The 20,492-nt window shown below is 66.7% G+C and carries 9 protein-coding genes; 5 read left to right on the top strand and 4 right to left on the bottom strand.

The window, feature by feature from the left end; translation table 11 throughout:
• Window position 1: 1 nt before the first annotated feature.
• Window positions 2-10,252 carry a PD40 domain-containing protein gene (locus KIT79_03760; GenBank protein ID MCW5828414.1) on the bottom strand — a complete coding sequence of 3,417 codons (10,251 nt, stop codon included), beginning with the start codon at window positions 10,250-10,252 and terminating at the stop codon, window positions 2-4.
• A 298-nt stretch (window positions 10,253-10,550) separates the two neighbouring features.
• The gene (locus tag KIT79_03765) at window positions 10,551-11,426 is read right to left on the bottom strand and encodes a hypothetical protein (protein ID MCW5828415.1); all 876 of its coding nucleotides are present in this window, start codon (window positions 11,424-11,426) and stop codon (window positions 10,551-10,553) included.
• A 97-nt stretch (window positions 11,427-11,523) separates the two neighbouring features.
• Here KIT79_03765 and KIT79_03770 point away from each other — a divergent pair, with 97 nt between their 5' ends.
• From KIT79_03770 to clpA, 3 genes are read left to right on the top strand one after another with little or no spacing between them, the layout of a single operon-like run.
• A complete protein-coding gene (locus tag KIT79_03770) occupies window positions 11,524-12,768 on the top strand; it encodes an N-acetyltransferase (protein MCW5828416.1) in 1,245 nt (414 codons plus the stop codon).
• 10 nt (window positions 12,769-12,778) lie between these two features.
• Window positions 12,779-13,117: an ATP-dependent Clp protease adapter ClpS gene (gene clpS / locus KIT79_03775; protein ID MCW5828417.1), complete on the top strand. Its 339-nt coding sequence runs from the start codon at window positions 12,779-12,781 to the stop codon at window positions 13,115-13,117.
• Window positions 13,114-15,345, top strand: coding sequence for an ATP-dependent Clp protease ATP-binding subunit ClpA (gene clpA, locus KIT79_03780; GenBank protein MCW5828418.1), 2,232 nt, complete (start codon window positions 13,114-13,116; stop codon window positions 15,343-15,345). Before clpS ends, clpA begins: the two co-directional genes overlap by 4 nt.
• A 3-nt stretch (window positions 15,346-15,348) precedes the next feature.
• Here the strand turns inward: clpA and KIT79_03785 are convergent, their stop codons facing one another.
• Window positions 15,349-16,557, bottom strand: a complete 1,209-nt coding sequence (locus tag KIT79_03785) for an acetate kinase (GenBank protein ID MCW5828419.1) — start codon at window positions 16,555-16,557, stop codon at window positions 15,349-15,351.
• Between the two features lie 24 nt (window positions 16,558-16,581).
• Complete coding sequence (locus tag KIT79_03790; protein MCW5828420.1) at window positions 16,582-17,496, bottom strand: bifunctional enoyl-CoA hydratase/phosphate acetyltransferase; 915 nt, start codon at window positions 17,494-17,496, stop codon at window positions 16,582-16,584.
• A 70-nt stretch (window positions 17,497-17,566) separates the two neighbouring features.
• Here KIT79_03790 and aroB point away from each other — a divergent pair, with 70 nt between their 5' ends.
• Together aroB and KIT79_03800 are read left to right on the top strand one after the other, a co-directional pair.
• A complete protein-coding gene (aroB, locus tag KIT79_03795; GenBank protein ID MCW5828421.1) occupies window positions 17,567-18,745 on the top strand; it encodes a 3-dehydroquinate synthase in 1,179 nt (392 codons plus the stop codon).
• Between the two features lie 168 nt (window positions 18,746-18,913).
• Window positions 18,914-20,443 (top strand): Hsp70 family protein, encoded by a 1,530-nt coding sequence (locus KIT79_03800; GenBank protein MCW5828422.1) that lies wholly within the window; start codon window positions 18,914-18,916, stop codon window positions 20,441-20,443.
• The last annotated feature ends 49 nt before the right edge of the window (window positions 20,444-20,492 follow it).

Here is a 20,492-nt window from a genome sequence, read left to right on the forward strand (position 1 = left end):
CTCATGGCACCGTTCCGCCCACACCGGTGCGGTTCACGTAGATGTCGGAGTTGATCTCATCGTCGTCAGTGAAGCCCGGATCGGTGTTGAAGAGCGGATTCTCGTTGTAGCACTCGAAAGCGGCGTAAAGACCGTCATCGGAAATCGCCGCGCTCCAGCAGGAGGCGAAGTTGGCAGCATCCTCGTTCGGCTCGTTGCCGTTGTCGGAGTTGGTCGACACCGCCACCGTCGTGTTTGCCGTGATGTTCCGCACGAACACGTTCCAGCCGGTGCTGACGGTCTGCGTGGGATCGGCCAGGTTCGTTGCCGAGGAGGTAAACACCACGACCGTCCCGTCGTGGGAAAGGTCGAAGGCACGCGAATACATGTCGCTGTCGCTGTCGCCTTCGACACCGGCGCGCTGACCAACCAGGACGAGCGAGGTCGCCGCGGCCACGGTGCGTGCATAGTAGTGGCTGCGCCCTGCGGTCGTCGCCGGGGACGGCACCACGCTGACCGTTTGCTTCTCGTATCCGAATACCAGCCGGAGGCCATTGCCGCTGATCCGCACCTGCGACGTGTAGCTATCGAGCTGAAGACCCGTACGGCTCACGCTGACGCGAGTCGTGGTGCCCGCGGACCGGTTCCGGACGAAAGCGTCCGTCTGGTTGTTGGTGTCTCCGGACACCAGATCGTCCTTGTCAGATACCCAGGCGACGATGTTCCCGTTGTCGGAGACCGACGCGCCGTAGCAGTTGTCGCCTTCATCCGAAACCTGTCCGTTCGACCGGCGGCTCACCAGCGACGTGGTTCCCAGGACCATGTCGTACAGGAAGATGTCGGAAGCGCCGTTGATATCGGTCACCGACGGATCCAGGTCGTCGGCGTACGATTCATACACAATGAACCGGCCGCTGCCGCTGATGTAAGGCGCATAGGAATCGCCATTCGCCTCCGCGCTCGCATCAATCGCCGTGATGCAGGTGGTCTCCGCCAGCAGCAGGTCGCGCACATAGATGTGTGTGTAGTTGCCGTCGTCGCAGCCCAGATCGAGGTCGGTCGCATCCGACTGGAATACCACATAGCGCCCGTCGGCCGAGATCCGCGGGTTGTAGCTGTCACTGTCGGGCTCATCCGAATCGACGCTGATGCTGACCAGTTGCGGCACCATGCCGTCGTCGCTCTCATCGAAGATGCCGTCGTTGTCCACATCGCGGTCCACGAAGTAGATCTGCGAGAAGCTCATGGACGTCGGCACGTCGGACTGCAGGTCATCGGAAGTCGAGCTGAACACGACGAACCGCCCGTTGCCGCTGAGAGCGGGATTCCGGCTGTCGCCGTTATTTGGCTCATCCGGCAGGACGCCCTGCTTGGAGATCCGGTTGGCGGGAAGTTCCGCCGGCACAGTGGCGAGCGATTCCACCGTTTCGGCAACCGGCGTCACGCCGCCCAGCGAGGTCGTCGCGGTGAGGGTGAACGTGTCGGCGTCGTCGTACCTGAGATCGTCCCAGATGGCGTAGCCGCCGGCGATGCTCTTCGTCAGCGACGGGTTGCTGGCCGAGCTGAGGGTGCCCGCGCCGCCGGTTTCGGCGAGCGTGACCGTGCCGGAGGCGTTCGTCACCAGGTTCTGGTGCGCGTCACGGACCTCGACGGCGACGAACTGCATCGTCGCGTTTTGGGAGGTCAGGACGAACGGCGACTTCAGGAACGCGAGCGAGGCGGCCGGGCCGGCCTCCACGTCGAATGCCGCGCTGGTGTTGGTATAGGCGGAGCTGCCGTCCTCGGCGAACAGGATGTAGCCGGTGCCGGTCTTGTCCAGGCTGATGCCCGTGAAGGTGGCCAGGCCCGCCACCACCGTCCGCGTGGTGATGCCCGACAGGGTGGAACCGCCGGGGTTGTTGTCGATCGTGACCGTGATGGTCGTCGCGTTGTCGGTCGTGATGCGGTTGCTGTAGAGGTCAATCAACTCGACCGTCACGGCCGGCGTGATGGCCAGGCCCGCCTGCGCGTTCGACGGCTCCTGGACGAACCGGATGCCATCGAGCGCCGCCGGAGCGATATTGAAGCCGCCGGATGTAGCGCCGGTGAGTCCCGCCGACGAGGCGGTCAGCGTGTAGCCCGTACCGGTCTTGTCGAGCGAAACGGCGCCGAACTCGGCGTTGCCCGCCACGCCGCTCGTGACGGTCGCGGGGTTGGTTCCGGTCGTCAGCACCGAGCCGCCGGGGTTGTTGCCGATGGCCAGCGTGACTGACGTGGCGTTGTCGTTGGTCCTGATGTTGCCCAACGCGTCGCGAACGGAGACTTCCGGGGCCACGTCGTCACCGGCAATGGCCGACGACGGCTGGACCGTGAAGGCGAGGCTCGACGCCGCGCCGGGACCGACCGTGATGCTGCTGGTGTCGGCGAAGTCGCCCGTGTTGGTGTTCGTCCCGCGCAGCACGTAGTCGGCGCCGCTGGTCGTGCTCAGCCGCACGCTGAAGCTGGCCGTTCCGGCGCCGCTGGTCGTCGAGTTCAGCAGCGCGCCCAGAAGCGCCGTCGAGGGCGCCGCCTGGACGAACTGGCCGCCCACGGGGCCGGAGTCGATGGCGAGCGAGATGGGCGTGCCGGCCGCGAGGACCGGATTGCTGAACTGGTCACGCACCGTGACCGTGACCGTCTGCGACTGGTCGGTGGTCGGCGCGAGGCTCACCGGATCGGTGATGGTCACCTGGTCCGGAGCGCCCGCGCTGATGTTGAAGCTGCCGCTCTCGTCCATCGTGAGACCCGCGGCGGTCGCCCGCACCCGGTAGTTGTTGCCGGGCACGGACACCTGTAGCTGGTCGGCCGTGTCGGTGAGCAGCAGGACGCCATTCACGGTGGTCACGCCGCTGCCGGTAAGGCCGTCATAGGTGCCGCAGCCGATGAAGCAGGCCGCACCCGTCACGTCAGTAAGCGGCGGGACGAAACGGTACAGGCCGATCGTGATCTCGGTGGTGGAGCCCGCGCCGCCGTTGCCCGTTACCAGGTTGTCGAACAGGTCCAGCACCCGGACCTCGATCACCTGCTGGTCGTCCACCGTGGCCGAGGAGGGCTCGATGCTGACGAGCAGCCGGTCCGCGTCGCCGTGGCGGAGCTCGAACGGGTCGCTGAGCACACCGGTGAGCGACGGGGCGGTGGCGAACAGCCGGTAGCCCGCCGCCGGACGGTTGATGACGACGCCGTTCACGCCGGGTGTCCAGGTGGCCACGCCCGCGGCGGTCGCCACCGGGAGGCTGCCCGGGGCCTGAAGCGTGCCGGAGCCGGGGTTGACGCCGATGGAGAGCGTCACGGAGGTCGCGGCGCCTGTCGCCACGTTGTCGGATGAATCGAGCACGGCGACTTCCACCATGAGGCCGTTGGCATCGATGTTCGTCGGGCCGGCGGCCGGCTGCACCTGGAAGGCGAGCTTCGACGGCGCGCCGTGGGCGATGTCAAAGGCGCCGCTGATCGCGTTCAGCGCCGGACCGTTGGTGGTCGCGTCCAGCGTGTAGCCCGTGTCGGCCCGGATCACCCGGACGTTCGGCCAGGTGGCGACGCCGGCGACCGGAGCCACGGTTCCAGCGCCGGTGAGGACCGCGGGGCCGTGTCCGTTGTCATTGTCGAACGAGAGCGTCACCTGCGTGATGGAGGCCTGGGTCGTGGCGATGTTGCCGTGAACGTCGAGGATATGCACCACGACGGTCTGGGTCTCGTCGGCGGTCTTGTTCACCGGTCCCGTCACGAACGCGAGCGAATCGGGATCGCCGGGGGTGATCGTGAAGGAGCTGGTGTCCACCGCCGGGTTCGGCAGGACGCCCCGCGTGGCGCGAAGCGTGTAGGTGCCGGTCTTCGTGAACTGGGTCGTGAAGGTGGCGATGCCGCTCACGGTCGGCTCGGTGAGCGGGCAGACGGCGGGGGTGCAGGCAGCGCCGACGGGTCCGGTCAGGATGTCGAGCTGGATATTGCTTCCGTTGTCGCCAGTGAGCGTGTTGCCGAACAGGTCCTGCAGGGCGATCTCGACCGTCTGGTCGAGGTGCGCCTGGCGCGGGGAGATGGGCTGGGTCACGACGGCCAGCCGGTTCGCCGCCCCGGCGGCAAGGTCGAAGTCCGGCGTCACACCGCCAAGGAGCGGCAGCGCGCCGGCCGATGCGGTGAGCGAGTAGCCCACGCCCGCCCGGTTGATGTGCAGGTTCGAATAGGTGGCCACGCCAGCCACGGCAGCCTGCGCCGGTGTTACCGGCGTGCCCGCGGGGTTCACGAAGGAACCGGCGCCCGGATTGGCGAAGAAGGCCAGCGTCACCACCTGGGTGGAGCCCGCGCCGGTCGTCACCACGTTGTCGAACTGGTCCTCGATCTGGACGGAGACGGCCAGCGGGTCGCTGACGAGGCCGCTCGCCGGTGTCGTGGCGAACCGGATGTGATGGGCCGCGCCGTGCGTCAGGTTGAATGACGAGCTGAGCACCGAGCCCAGTGCGCCGATCACGCCGCCCGTCGCCGTCGCCCGAAGGGCGTAACCGTTACCCGGAAGGGTGAGCCGCGTGGAGATCGTCACGTTGCCCAGCGGGATGATGGTATTGAACGGGCAGGCCGTCGGATCGCAGGCCCCCGCGGGACTTCCGGGCTCGATCGAGAGCTCGATCTCCTCGGTCCCGAGGAACCCCTTGATGGTCGGGTTTCCATAGATATCGGCGATGGCGACGGTGAGCGACTGGAGGCTGTCCACCGTACCGCCGAGCGTCTGGCCCGTGATGGCCAGCGAATCGGGGTCGGAGCCGGTGACGGTCACGCCCGCCTGGGTCGTCGGCACCAGGTTGCCGGAAGTAGCGACGAGCTGCACCGTTTCGGCCGTCTCATAGTAGAGATCGCAGAAGGTCGCCACGCCGCCCACGGCCGCGACTGTCGTCGTGCCGAACAGGGTGTCCGTCGCGCCGGTCGCAAGGCCCACCGTGATGTTCCGGGCCGTCTCGATCAGGTTGCCATGGGTGTCCTGGACCTCGACCTCGACACATGGCGCCCACTGGACGCCCGCCTCGACCGTTCCGGGCGGGGTCTGCGAGTAGGAGAGCCGTTCGGGGATGTCCGCACGCACCCGGATGGGGTGGCCGGAGATGATCGCCAGCGGCGGGTTCGAGGTGACGTTGATCGTGTAGTTGCCGGCCACCAGCGCGTAGATGCGGTCAGAAGTGTCCGGGCTGAAGGTGGCGACGCCGAGCACCGACGTCATGGTGAGGTCCGCCGGGTCGTCCACCAGGATCGCGCCGCCCACGGGAGTGCTCGCCTCGACCACGGTGATATCCCGGTCGGCCGAGCCGTCATCAATCGTGTTTTCAAACACGTCCGTGATGCGGACCGTGAAGGGATCCCAGGTGACGCCGGCCGTCTGGTTGGCGGCGGGCGGTGTTCCGAAAACGAGCTTGTTCGGCAGGCCGACGCTGATCGTGAACGGATCGCTGTTCACCGACTGGATGCCGACCGTCGCCGGAGTGGCCCTTAGCTGGTAGCCCACGCCCGGCCGGTTGATCTGGACGTTATTGAAGGTGGCGATGCCGGTGGCGGGGTTGGTCGCCGCCGTTCCGCAGCCGCCCACGCAGGTTCCGCCGGCGGGGTTGATCCCGATGGAGAGCGTGATGTTCTCGATCGTGCCGGTGATCGGGTTGTTGAACTGGTCGCGGAGCTGGATCTCGACGGTCTGGGTCTCGTCGGTCCGGACGTTGCCGGGCTGGGTGGTGAACACGATGCTGTTCAGTCCGCCCGCGCCCACGTTGAAGCTGGCGCTGGTGACGCTGCGGAACGGGGCCAGCCCCGATGTCGCGGTCATCTGGTAGCCGATGCTGACGTACTTGAGGATGACCGGATTGAAGATCGCCTGGCCGCCGACCATCGAGACGAACGCGCTGCCGCCGCCGCCCGGCGTGCAGCCGCTGTCGCAGGCGTCGGGCTGGCCCGACGGGTTGAGCGAAAGAACCAGCTCGATCTGCGCCGCCGAGTACGGCCCCGTCGTCACCAGGTTGTCGAACTGGTCGCGGGACTGGACGATGACCGTCTGCGAGGCACCGGCCGCGATGCTGACCGGCGGCTGGGTGAGGAACAGGTGGTCCTCGGCTCCGTGCGTCTTGGTGAAGGTGTCGCTGAGCGTGTTCAGCGGGCCCTGGATCACCTGGAACCGGTATCCGCCGCCGGCCCGGTCGATCTGGATGTTGCTGAAGGTGGCGAAACCGCCCACCACGCTGGCCGGGGCCGGAACACCGGGAATGAAGCTGCCGCCGGCCGGATTGGCGCCGAAGCCGATGGAAACGGTCGGCTGCACCGGATCGTCAACCGTGTTGCCGTACTGGTCGAGCACCTGGACGATCACGGTGCTGAAATCATCCACCGTTGACGTCACCGGCATCGGTGTCGAAAAGACGAGCTGGCTGGCGGTGGCGTTGTCGATCGCCACCACATGACCGGCCGACGAAATGAGTCCGGGTGCCGTGGCCGTGACCGTGATGGTTTCCTGCGTCGTGTAGGTGAGCGACGGGAACACGGCTACGCCACCCGCCACCGTGATGACGTTCCCGATGAAGCCCCCATGGGCGGGCGTGGGGTTGCTGCCCGTGACAGTGACGACCGTCTGGTTGTTGGTGGTCGTCAGGTTGTCGAACTGGTCGAGCACCACGGCCGTCACGTTGCCGCCGCCGTTGCCGAGCCATACCTGCCCGGCGATCTGGTTGGGTTCCGGGTGTGTCGCGCTGGCGGCCGCATTCTGGAAGCGGACCTGCGAGGGCGCGCCGTGCGTGAGCGTGAAGGCGGTCGTGAACGCCGCGGGGAAGGCCGATGTCGCCTGCATCGTGTAGCCGACACCGGTCCGGTCGATCTGGAAGGTGAACTCCGACACGCCGGCGACCGCCGTCACCACCGTGCAGCCGGTGCCCGGCGGGTTCGGGGGCAGAGGCGACTGGCAGGTTCCCGGCACCGGGGCGCCGGCGTTGTTGCCGATCGCCAGCGTGATGTTGGTGCTGAAGTCGGACGTGACGATGTTGTTGTAGGCGTCGCGCACGGCGGCCTTCACCGTCTGCACGGTGCTGACCGGCGCGTTCACCGGCTGCTGGATGAACGCGACATGGTTGGCCGCGGCCGCGCTGACAGCGATGCTGACCGGCACTGCCGGGGCGAGCGCGCCGGAGGTGGCCGTGAGAAGAAGCGTCCCGGCCTTGGTGTAGGAGATGCCCGAGAAGGTCGCCACGCCGAGGACGGCGTTCACCGTCGTCGAGCCGCCGAGCACCGGATCGCCCGTGGCGGGATTGTACTGCTCGATGGTGACGGCACGCGAGGTCGGGATCACGTTGCCGAAGGCGTCCTGCACCTCGACCTCGACCGACACGCCGCCGCCCACGTCCCAGACGTCACCGGCGCCGACCGACGGCGGATAGACGGTGATGGCCAGCCGGTCCATGATGTCCGGACGGACGTCGATATCAGTGGTCGCGGGGGCCGAGGCCGCCGAGGCGGTGAGATCGGACGAAAGCTGCAGGCCGTTGCAGTTGCCGGCCGTGCAGATGGCCCTCATCGTCAGGATTTCGGCGGTATTATAGAAGATATCGGTGAAGGTCGCGGTGCCGTTGTCGATGGGGCTCACCACCTGGACCTGCTGCCCGTTGCCGCAGATGCCGCCCGCCGCATCGGGGGGCGGACAGTTGCCGCCGTTGCCCGATGGCGAATTGACGAGATCCAGGGTAACCGTGCCGGTGGCCGTGGCGCCCGTAACGGGATTGCCGAACTCGTCGACGATCCGGACAGTGAACAGGTCCCATTCGAGACCGGCCTGCTGCTGGGCCTTCGGGGCGGTGCCGTACTTGAGATGGTGCGGCGCGCCGACGGTGATGTTGAACGCCGAGCTCGCCGCGGAGGCGATACCCGGCTGCGCGGTCGTGGCCCGGACGGTGTATCCGGTACCCGGCATGCTCACGCGGAAGGCTTCGTTGGTACCGGACGAGAACGTCACGATGCCGGCGGCAGCCGGAACCGCGACGCAGTTGTGGCAGAACGCTCCGGTGGGGTTGTTCTCCAGGGCGAGCGTCACACTGGCCGTGGCGGCCGCGCCGGTCGTCACCACGTTGCTGTAGGCGTCAATGATCGCCAGCACCGGCTGCTGCCAGGTGTCGGTCGTGCCACCAGCGGGCTGGGCCGCGCCGGGAACGACGGCGGGCGAGAAGGTCATGGCGGCCGCGGCTCCGTGGCTGATCGTGATGGGCGCCGAAACGGCGGAGGCCGCGCCCGACAGCAGGGCCGCCGAAGAGATGATGGTGTAGCCGTTTCCGATCCGGTTCACCTGGAGGCCGGATACACCGGCGAAGTTCGCCACGCCGGCCGATGCGGGCTGGGGCGCATAGCCCACCAGCGAGCCCGGCACCGGGGTGCCGGCGTTCACGCCGATGGCGAGGTTCACGAGAACGGTCGAATCGGTCCCGGTGGTCACGCGGTTGGCGAACTGGTCGCGGATCTCCACCTGCACGGTCTGGCGGTCATCGGCCGTCGCGTTGGCGGGTGCCGTCAGGTAGGCGATCTGGGTCGCCGCGCCGTGGGTGATGTTGAAACTGCTGCTGGGGGCCGACGTCAGCACGCCGTTGCTGGCGCTGAGCTGGACGCCGGTGCAAACCTTGTCGATCTGGACCGGGAAGGTGGAAACGCCGAGCGTGGGCACGACCGGGGCGCCGCCGCTCACGAGCGACGCGCCGCAGGGGGCTCCGCCGAAGAAACTGAGGGTGATGGGGGCGGCCGACGTGGTGGCCGTGTTCCCCAGGGCGTCACGCACGGTCACGCCCACGAGCTGCTGGGTGTCGGCGTTCACGGTCACCGGCTGCGTCGTGAAGACGAGCGAGAACGGCGTCCCGTGGTTCACCGTCACGTTGGCGAGCGGAGTCGGCGTAATTGCCCCGCCGGCAACGCCCTGCACGGTGATCGGCGCGGCGTCCGACACGTTGTAGGTGATGGCCGGGAACTGGGCGATGCCGCCCGCCGCCGTCACGGTGTTGCTCACGAAGGCCGGGTCGCCGGGGAAGCCCTGCCGCTCGATGGTGACCGAAGTGGTGTTGTTCGAGGTGGTAAGGTTCCCGAAGGCGTCCAGGATGAACACCGCCACCGAGGGACCAGCCGCGGGCGTCCAGGGCTGACCGGCCGTCTGCGCCGCCTGGGGCGTGCGGTTCACGCCGCCAACGGAGGCGCCGTCAAACACGAGGCTCTCGGGCGCACCGTGGGCGATGTTGTAGGCGTTGCTGTTCACCGTCGTCGTGGCGAAGGTCGCGGCCGGAAGGTCCACCGAGGCCTGGAGGATGTAGCCGTTGCCGGGCCGGTTCATCTGCACGTTGGCGAACGTGGCCACGCCGCCGGCCGCGCCTACCGCCGCGCAGCCGCTGACGCAGGAACCGACCGGACTGGAGTCGCCGGTCGAGAACAGGTTGAGGTTCACGTTGCGCGTCGAGTCTGTGCCGGTGTTGACAAGGTTGCCGAACCGGTCCTGGATCTGGACGACGACCGTCTGGAGCGAATCGACGGTCCCGTTCTGCGGCTGCTGGGTAACCGCCAGCGCCAGATCGCTGCTGATGTCGGGCAGCACGGTCACCGGGATGGAGAAGGTCGTCACGAGGTCGGCCGATTCGGCCTTGATCACGATGTCCTCGGCGATGTTGTAGACAATCGCCCGGAAGGTCGCGACACCAAGGATGGCGTCCACGGCAGTCTCGCCGATCAGCGCGCCGCTGCCGGTGAAGATTGAGATCACCACCTCCTGCGAATCGTTGATCCGGTTGCCGTAGGCGTCCTGGATCTCGACGGTGAAGTCGGGCCATTCGGCGCCGGCCGTCACCGGGGTCAGCGGCTCCACGCCGAAGCCGAGCTTCGCCGGAACGTTCGGGATGACGTCAATCGCCACGTCCAGCAGCGGGCGCACGCCCGGGCCGGTGAAATCCACGATGACCGGCTCGGCCGTCTGGTACACCACGTTGTTGAACAGGGCCGCGCCGCCGACGGTGTTGACCGTCGTCGTGCCGCGGAGCGCATCGGTGCCCGACTTCAGCGAAATGGTGATCGGCACGCCGTTGGCCGTGACCGGTTCACCGCGCACGTCCACGATTTTCACGGTGAACGGCACCATCGGTACGCCAGCCGTCTGCTCCCTCAAGGGCGCGGGGCTGAACACCAGCACATGTTCGGGGTTCCCCGAACATCCGGTAGTCGCCACGAGGGCGGTAAAAAGCATTATTCCGGTAACAGACTTGAATATGGACGCCAGTCGCATCCCCACACTCCCCTGATTGTTCAAATTGGCAAAGAACCAATAGACCCTTAACGAAGGATTACGAGGCGCTAATCCTATAGAAGCCAAAAGCTGCACGCAATACCGGTCACGCACTTTTGTATGAAAAGCGACGTAAAGAACGCTGGCAGCACCATGCGACTGCCTGACTGCCGCCGACAACCATGGGCGGTGTTGCCACCAGGTGTCACGGATGGCAACGCCGGACGCATAATTCACATGTAATTTCAGCTAGTTATAAGCTGAAAGCACCGGCTTTTCCGGCTATCAGGACTGTATCTTATTGGCACAGGGCCGGATGAACCCGGCCATAGGCGCGGCCATTAAAACTGAGATCGTCAGGGGTTTTCGCGCTATAGCTGAACTCGGCCAGGCTTCCATCGGAGCGGACCACCCTGACCGTGCCGCTTTGCCTCGTTCCCGACGCCTCCCAGCGGCCCGCTCCACCCCCCGACGACGCCGTGCCCCAGCCGGAACCGTGGTAGCCCGATTCGCGCTGCTCGCGGAACTGCCCGCCGGGACAGAAGGCAAGCGTATGCTCGCTTCCGCCCCCGCCGCCGCTCACCCCGGAAACCCCGGAGTAGCTCCACCACTGGCCGCTCACGGCGGCCTGCGCCTGGTTCCGGTCAACGGCGAAGAACTTCACCGAGCGGGCCATCTGGTCCACCCGGCTCCGGAGCCCGGCGAACTGTTCCGGCGTCGTGACGCCGCCCACCATCACCGTCGCGCCCGCGCCCGCAACGGCCACAAGCCGCGCCTGAAGCGGTGTGCCGTCCTGCGCGGCCCCCGATGCATCGGCGTAGTGGGCTTCCCCGGCGGCGAGCTTCGCGCTGGCTGGGCCCGCGAGCGGTCCGAACCGGCCGCCCGTGTTCGAAAGCGCGCCGGACATTTCGCGCCCTGCGTCAGCCGCCGACCGGGCGCGGCTCATCCAGACGAACAGGAGTCCCGGCTCCGTGTCGCTGCCAAGGAGAAGCCCGTCATCGGTTTCGCGGTAGTTCCAGCCCGACGGGATCGTGATCTCCGCCCCTTCGGATTCGGCACGGTAGGGCTTTCCTTTGGCGGCAGGCCCCGCCGGATCGAACGCCGCCGGACCGGCTGCCTGCACGGGCAGGACGGCAAGAAGAAATACTGCGGGCAACGCGGGTGCAAATCTCATATGATCCGGCGGCTTTCTTTATTTCTCGAGGATTTCACTGCCGAGCCTGAATGGACGGGGCTGGCGGTGGCAAGAGGTCGCAAGGCGAGCCGAAACCATGAACCCGCCCGAAACATCCGGCGCCAGGCAAGGCACTCCCCGCATCCGCATCGTGGATTCGGTCGCCGGCATCGAGGCGGCCCGCTGGGACCGGTGCGTGGACGAGGCCAATCCGTTTCTGGAGCACGGGTTCCTTCTGGCTCTTGAGGAGTCGCGCTCGGTGGGCCCCGGCACGGGGTGGCTGCCCCGGCACCTCACGTTGTGGGACGGAGACGAGCTGATGGGCGCCGTACCCTGCTACCTGCGCGACGACTCCTGGGGCGAGTTCATCTTCGATTTCCAGTGGGCCGGTGCGTACGAGCGGTGGGGCCTGCCCTACTATCCCAAGCTCACGGCGGCCGCGCCGTTCACCCCCGCCACCGGCGGGCGGCTGCTGGTAAATCCCGGCTACCGGTTCGAGGAGGCCTCCGGAATGCTGCTGGACGGCCTTGTCCAGCTGACGGCGGAAACCGGAGCGTCGTCGGCGCACATCCTGTTCCTCACGGCCCGCGAGCAGCAGGCCGCCGCCGCCCACGGATTTCTTTCCCGCCTCAGCTACCAGTTCCACTGGGAGAACCCCGGCTACCGGACCTTCGATGACTACCTCGGTGAGCTCCGCTCCCAGAAACGCAAGCACATCCGCCGGGAGCGCAAGGAGGTGGCGGCAGCGGGTCTTGCGATCGAGACCGTCACCGGTGACGGCATCGGCGAGGAACACCGGGACGCGCTCTGGCGGTTTTACCGCTCGACGCACCTCATGCGGGGATCGCCGGGCTACCTGACGCGGGGATTTTTCGAGCGGATTTTCGATACCTTCCGGCACCGGATGGCCGTGGTTACGGCCCGCGAGCGCGGCGAGATCGTCGCCGGGACGCTGAATTTCCAGAAAGGCGGAAAGCTGTACGGCCGCTACTGGGGTTCCAGCCGCCACATCCCGTTTCTCCACTTCGAGCTCTGTTTCTACCGCCTGATCGATTTCGCCATCGAAAACGGCATCCGGCTGTTCGAGGCAGGGGCGCAGGGCGAGCACAAGTTCCTGAGGGGATTTCCGGCCCGCCCCACCTGCAGCAGCCACTGGATCGCAGACGCCGGAGCGCGGGCGGCCATTGGGGAATTCCTTGGCAGGGAGCGGGTTGCGGTCGAGCGGACGATCACCGGCTATAATGCGGTGTCGCCCCTCAAGCGGGTGCGCGGGACGGCGGATGGCCCGGACGGTACCCCGCCGCCCCCGGACCGGGAAACCGGATACGCCGGAGAAGAATGACCAGGAAGCCATGAGCAGCAGCATCCGGCGGGAAACCCGCCACGACACGGCAGTGATTACCGAGGAGAAGGTCCGCACCCGGCGGCCCAACCGGTATGCGGTCGTCCTGCTGAATGACGACTATACTCCCATGGAGTTCGTCGTGTGGCTGTTGCAGACAGTGTTCCACAAGCCGCACGGCGAGGCGACGCGCCTCATGCTCGACGTCCACAACAAGGGGCGCGGCGTGTGCGGCGTGTATACCCTGGACGTGGCGCAGACCAAGGTGGACCGCGTGCACGCCATCGCCCGCCAGCACGAGCACCCGCTCCAGGCGGTTATCGAGGCCGAGGAAGGAGACGAGACATGAAGGTCTCCGAGGAACTGCAGCAGACGCTCCGGCGCGCCTTCGAGACCGCCGAGCGGCAGCGGCACGAATACGTGACGCTGGAGCATCTCCTGCTCGCGCTGACCGAAGACCCCAGGGCGCGGGACATCCTCATCCACTGTGGCGGCGACATCGACCTGATCCGCGCGGAGATTCTCTCGTTCCTGGACAACGAAATGACCGTGATACCGGAAGGAACCGACGGCGAGCCGGAATACACCCTTGGCTTCCGGTCGGTGATCCAGCGGGCGGCGGGGCATGTGGAGTCGGCCGGCAAGCCCCTGCTGGACGGCGGGAACGTGCTCGCCGCCCTCCTGCGCGAGCGCGAATCGCACGCGGTCTTCGTGCTGGAAAAGCACGGCATCACGCGGCTCTCCGTCATACAGTATCTCTCCCACGGGATCGCCCGGTCGAACCTGCCGGTGCCACGCCCGGCCGGGGCTCCCGGCGCCGGAGAGGACGAGGAGACGCTCGGCGACCCCCTCACCCGGTTCTGCACGAACCTGAACGAGCGGGCCCGCGCCGGAAAGATAGACCCGATGGTGGGACGCGGCGCGGAGATCGAGCGTCTCGTGCACATCCTTTCCCGCCGCCGGAAGAACAACCCGGTTCTTGTGGGAGACGCCGGGGTCGGCAAGACGGCGATCGTCGAGGGGCTTGCGCTCCGCATCGTGAAGGGCGAAGTGCCCGAGGGGCTGAAGAACTGCACGATCCACGCGCTCGACATGGCGGGACTCCTGGCGGGGACCAAGTTCCGGGGCGAGTTCGAGGAACGCCTCAAGGCCGTCGTCGAGGCACTCAAGGGCGATCCCGGCAGCGTGCTGTTCGTGGACGAAATCCACACGATCATCGGCGCCGGGGCCGCCTCCGGCGGCACGCTGGACGCCTCGAACCTGCTCAAGCCCGCACTCGCCAACGGCGAGATCAAGTGCATCGGCACCACCACCTACAAGGAGTTCCGGCAGATCTTCGAGCGCGACCATGCCCTCGCCCGCCGGTTCCAGCGCATTGACGTGCGCGAGCCCACGGAAGCGGAGGCGGTCGAGATCCTCGAAGGGCTGAAGAAGCACTACGAGGATTTCCACAAGGTCCAGTACGGACCGGACGCCCTGCGCTCGGCGGTCGAGCTGTCGGCAAAGCACATCCCGGACCGCCGCCTGCCCGACAAGGCAATCGACGTGATCGACGAGAGCGGCGCGGAAGTGAAGCTGAAGCGCGCCGGAGGGGATTCAGGCGTCTCGGTGGAGGACGTCGAGAACACGGTTTCGCGCATCGCCGGAGTCCCCACCCGGACGGTGAAGGTGGACGAGCGCGAGCGGCTGCGCGACCTGCGCAACCAGCTCAAGATGCGGATTTTCGGCCAGGACGCGGCCATCGACCAGGTGGTGAACGCCATCCAGCTCGCCCGCGCCGGTCTCGGCGAGCCCGAAAGGCCGGTCGGGTCGTTCCTGTTCGCCGGTCCCACCGGCGTCGGCAAGACGGAACTGGCCCGGCAGCTTGCCCAGATCCTCGGCGTCCAGTTCATCCGGTTCGACATGAGCGAATACATGGAAAAGCACACCGTCTCGCGGCTCATCGGATCGCCGCCGGGCTACGTGGGGTTCGACCAGGGCGGACAGCTCACCGACGCCATCCACCGCTCGCCGCACGCGGTCCTGCTGCTGGACGAGATCGAGAAGGCCCACGAGGACATCTACAACATCCTCCTCCAGGTGATGGACCACGCGACCCTCACCGACAACAACGGCCGCAAGACCGATTTCCGTCAGGTGATCCTCATACTCACGACCAACCTGGGCGCACGCGAGCGGGCCGCCGGGGCCATCGGCTTCGGCGACGAGGGACGGAAAGACCCCGGCGCGAAGGCGATTGACCGGGCCTTCTCGCCGGAGTTCAGGAACCGGCTCACCTCAATCGTCCAGTTCGCCGGGCTGCGGGGCGCCGAGGTCGAGGCGATCGTCCGCAAGATGATCGACGAACTGGAGCAGCGGCTCGCGCCCAAGGGCGTGCATCTCGTCCTGGAGGACACAGCCCTGAAATACCTGGCCGAGAAAGGGTACGATCCTGTCTACGGGGCGCGGCACGTTCGGAGGCTCATCGAGACGGAAATCTCCCATCCGCTGTCCAGCGAGATCCTGTTCGGGAAGCTGGCCTCCGGCGGCGAGGTGCGGCTCCGCGCCGCCAACGGCAGAATCGAATTCGGTTTCTAGGAGTCACCCCGCCAGCGCCCAGGCCTGCCGGGCGATGCTGAGGGATTCGTCGGTGGGGATCACCAGCGTCCGCACGCGGGCATTGTCGGTGGAAATGTCGTGTGGCTGGGAGGGACCGGCCACGCGGCGGTTGCGGCCGCTCTGGATGCCGATCCCCAAAAATTCGAGACCGGCGCAGCAGAGCGAGCGAATCTCGGGCTGGTTTTCGCCCACGCCTCCCGAAAACACCACCGCATCGAGGCCGCCCATCGCCGCCGCATAGGCGCCGATCGTCTTCCGGATGCGGCCCGTGTAGATATCGATGGCGATTTCCGCCGGTTCGTGGCCCTTGCGCCGCTCCTCCATCACGTCACGCATGTCGCCGCTGGTGCCGCTCACGCCCCGGAGGCCCGAACTGGTATTGAGGAACCGGATGGTTTCGTCCAGCGACCATCCGCGGACCTCGGCGATCCGGGCCACGGCGGCCGGGTCGATATCCCCCGACCGCGTCTGCATGGGCAGGCCCTCCAGCGGCGAATAGCCCATCGTCGTGTCGATGCTCCGGCCGCCCTTTACTGCCGTGAGCGAGCAGCCGGCGCCCAGATGGCAGGTGACGATCCTCAGACGCGCCAGCGGCCGGCCTAGAAGGCGGGCCGCCTCGGCGGCCAGATATGAATGGGAGATGCCATGAAAGCCGTAGCGCCGGATCCCGTGCCGGAGGCCCAGCTCCAGCGGAATGGCGTAGTAACGGGCTGCCGGCGGGAGCTTCGCGTGGAAGGCGGTGTCGAAGCAGGCCACCTGCACGGCGTCTGGCCAGGCGGAACGGGCGGCCCGGAGCGCGTCCAGCGAGGCCGGCTGGTGAAGCGGCGCCAGCGGGGCGAGGCTGGCGATGTCGCGTTCCACCTCGGCCGTCACCTTGACCGGATCAACGTAGAGGTTCGACCCGTGCACGATCCGGTGCCCAACGATGGCGATACCGGTGACGGGAATGCCCCCGTGATCCCTCAGCCGTTCGGCGAGATTGAGAACCGCCGCCCGGTGATCACGAAGGCGCACGCGCCGGACCTCACGGTTTTCATCTACAACCCGGAGCTGGAGTTCCGACCGGTCGGAACCGAGCCGGTCCACCGAGCCGGAGACGATCCGGTCACCGCCCGGAAAGCCGAACAGGTCGAACTTGAGCGACGAGGAACCGGCGTTCAGCGACAGGACCAGTGTGGGGGCGGCAGGCATGCGGCTGGAACGGCTCCCGGCGGATCAGTGGTGCGCGCCGATCTTCACGAGCCCCATCTCTATCTGGGACGTGTAAGCGGCGGCAACCAGCGAATAGTACTTGGCATCGTCGGTATCGGCCCGGGAAGTCAGCACGATGGGTGCCTTCGCGCCGACGACGATTCCGGCCATGCGTCCGCCGGCGATGTAGGCGAAGCTCTTGGCGAGCATGTTCCCCGCCTCGATATCGGGCACGAGCAGGATATCGGCCCTGCCGGCCACCTCGTTGCGTATTCCCTTGATGCCCGCGGCCCGCTCGGAGACTGCGTTATCGAGCGCGAAGGGGCCATCCACCACGCCGTCACGGAACTGCCCGCGCAGGCTCATGAGCGACAGCAGCGCCGCGTCCTGCGTGGCGGGCATCTTGGGATCGACCAGCTCGACCGCCGCCAGCACCGCCACGCGGGGCTTTTCGATGCCAAACTCGCGGGCGAGCGAGATGGCGTTGCGGGCGATCATCGCCTTCTTCTCGAAGTTGGGGGCGATGTTCACCGCCGCATCGGTGACGAAGAGGAGTCTCCCCAGATGGGTGGCCTCCAGGATGAACACATGCGACAGCACCCTGGAATCCCTCAGCCCCAGGGCGCGGTCCAGCACGGCATGAAGGAAATCGTCGGTATGGATGAGGCCCTTCATCAGCACCTGGTTCTCGCCGCTGGCCACCGACTGGACGGCCGCCCGCGCCGCCTTCACCGGATCGGGCTCGTGCCGGATCTCGAAAGCGGCCTTCCCGGCGTTTGTCTCCCCCAGGGTCCGCTCGGCCAGCGCCCGGTCGCCGTAGATCACGCCATAGGCAACCGAATCCCCGGCAGCCCGGCTGAGGGCCCGGACCGTGTCCTCATCGTGGCCGCAGACGGCCGCCACCCTGACGGGCGGCGTGCGCCGCATCTGTACGGCCATGTCCTCGAACGTGGTGATGGGCTTCATGACCGGGAACCTAGCCGGACCGGCGGCGTTCGGAAAATGACAAATGCCATGCCGGAGCGGCCGCTCTCTTGCCTCGCCGGTACCCTTGCGGCCACAGTCGCTGGCGGCGATGGACACCCTGCACGTCAGACTCCGGCGGAATGAAGACCTTTCCTACGACATCCGGACCGGAAGCGGCGCCCTCCGGGCGCTGCCGGATACGGTGAAACGGCTGGGACGTTTCAACCTCATCTCCGTCATCAGCGACCGCAACGTGGACCGGCTGTACGGCGCGAAGGTGGCCCGCCTGCTGGCCGGACTGGCGCCCCGGGTGATCCGCCAGACGATTCCGCCCGGAGAGAAGTCCAAGACCCGCCGGATGAAGGAAAAGCTGGAGGATGGACTGCTCGCCCGCCGGGCCGGACGCGACACGCTGGTCGTCGCGGTGGGCGGCGGAGTCATGGGCGACCTGGCCGGTTTCACGGCGGCGACGCTGAACCGCGGGGTGCCGTTCATCCAGGTCCCAACGACCCTGCTCGCCATGATCGATTCGTCCATCGGTGGAAAGCTGGCCGTGGACACGCCGCACGGAAAGAATCTCATTGGCGTCTTCCAGCAGCCGGCGGCGGTCATCGCCGACACGGACCTGCTGGCGACGCTACCCCGGCGCGAACTGGTGGCGGGACTCGCCGAGGCGTTCAAGCACGCGGTGATCGCCGACCGGGACCTGTACGGCCTGCTGATGCGGAACGCCCCGCGCTACCTGAAGCCGGACCTCGGGCTTTACGGGAATCTCGTCAGGCGGGCCTGCCGGGTAAAGGCCCTCGTCGTCGAACGCGACGAGCGCGAGTCGAACCTGCGGCAGGTGCTGAACTTCGGCCACACCGTCGCCCACGCCATCGAAACCCTGCGGGGTTACCGGACCCTCCACGGCGAGGCGGTCTGGACGGGGATGGCCGTGGAAGCGTCGATGGCGGCGGCCGAGGGGCACCTTCCCGCCACCGAGCGGGACCGGATCATCGCCGGCGTGGACGTCTTTTTCCCTCCATGGCGCAATCTTCTCAAGGGAATAAGCCCGCGCGAACTCGCCCGGGCGGCCCGTTCGGACAAGAAAAACCGGGGCGGGCAGACGCGCTACGCCGTTCCTGCCAGAATAGGGAAAATGTACCGGACCGGTACGGGGAGTTATGCGGTCCCGATCGGCGATGACGCACTGGGCCGTGCGATCAGGCCCCTCATTTGACGCAAAATGCCTTTATTCCTCGATATTTGCATCGTTATGCCGTGCGGATATAATCCCGGTCCGACCCGCATCACGATCTTGGAGAGGACAACGAAAAAGCTGGCCCGTGAGCTGGGGTACGTCCCCGGCGCCTCAACGGCAGGGCTGGCTTTTCAATCGGACACCTAGATGGGCCGTATTATCGGAATCGACCTGGGAACGACCTATTCCTGCGCCGCCATTTATCTGGGCGGAAAGCTGCAGGTAATCCCGTGCAAGGGGTCGAACACCGTTCCCTCGATGGTGGCCATCGACGAGAAGGGCCGCGAGCTGGTGGGCCACGACGCCAAGCGGCAGGCCGTCATCAATCCGGTCAACACGATCCACGGGTCGAAGCGGCTCATCGGGCGCAACTTCAACGCCAAGACGACCGAGGTCATCCGCCGCCACTACCGTTACGAGATGAACGAGGACAACCATGGCAATGTGCTGATCCACATGGCGGGCAAGGACTACACGCTGACCGATGTGGCGGCGCTGGTCCTGGACCGGATGCGGGACTACGCGCAGGAGTTCCTCCAGGAGAAGGTGGAAAGGGCGGTCGTGACCGTTCCCGCCTATTTCAACGACCGCCAGCGCCAGTCGGTCAAGGAAGCCGGCAAGAAGATCGACCTGGATGTCGTGCGGATCATCAACGAGCCGACGGCGGCGGCGCTGGCCTACGGATTCAACAAGGGACTGAACGAGAAGGTGCTCATGTACGACATGGGCGGCGGCACGTTCGACGTGTCGGTGCTCTCGATCCGCGACAAGGTGTTCGAGGTGCTCGCCACGGGCGGCAACACGTTCCTTGGCGGCGTGGACTTCGACGACCGGATCATCTCGTTCGTCGCCAAGAAGTTCAAGGACCAGCACAACGTGGACCTCACCGCGGACGCCATTGCCATACAGCGGATCCGCGACGCCGCCGAGAAGGCGCGCATTGACCTCTCCACGGTGGAGGAGGTCGCGTTCAGCATCCCCTATATCGCCGTCGATGCGGCGGGCCAGCCGCTCACCATTGACATGAAGCTGAACCGGGCGATCCTGAACGGACTCACCAAGGATCTGGTGGACAAGTCGTTCCGGATCGTCGATCAGGTGCTGGCAGATGCCAAGCTGACTCCGAAGGATGTGGACCACGTGCTGCTCGTGGGCGGCGTCACCCGCATGCCGCTCGTCACCGAGCGGGTGAAATCCTACTTCGGCAAGCCGCCCGCCAAGTCGGTGAACCCCGACGAGGCCGTGGCCCTGGGCGCGGCGATCATGGCCTATTCGCTGGAGGAGAACTCCGACCTCCAGATCACGCTGCTGGACGTGGTGCCCATCTCCATCGGCATCGCCCTCCCCAACTTCAAGTTCCTCAAGATATTCGAGCGCAACACGCCGATCCCCAACTACAAGTCCAAGGTGTTCACCACCTACAAGGACAACCAGACGCAGATCCAGGTCCAGATCCGGCAGGGCGAGGCCGAGAATGCGCTCAACAACGAAATCCTCGGCAACTTCGTCTTCACCGGCATCCGCCCCGCGCCCAAGGGTGTTCCCAAGGTCGAGGCGATCTTCCACCTGGACCCCGAGGGTATCCTTACCGTAACGGCCCGCGACAAGGACACCGGTACCCAGCACGAGACGATCATCAACCTGAAGGGCGACAACGCCCCGTCGGCCGAACAGTGACAATCCGGTAACATCGCCGGCGGCGGCGTGGTTTGCCGCACGGCTGGTG

The sequence above is a fragment of the Deltaproteobacteria bacterium genome (genome assembly GCA_026129095.1).
Lineage (GTDB): Bacteria > JAGRBM01 > JAGRBM01 > JAGRBM01 > JAHCIT01 > JAHCIT01.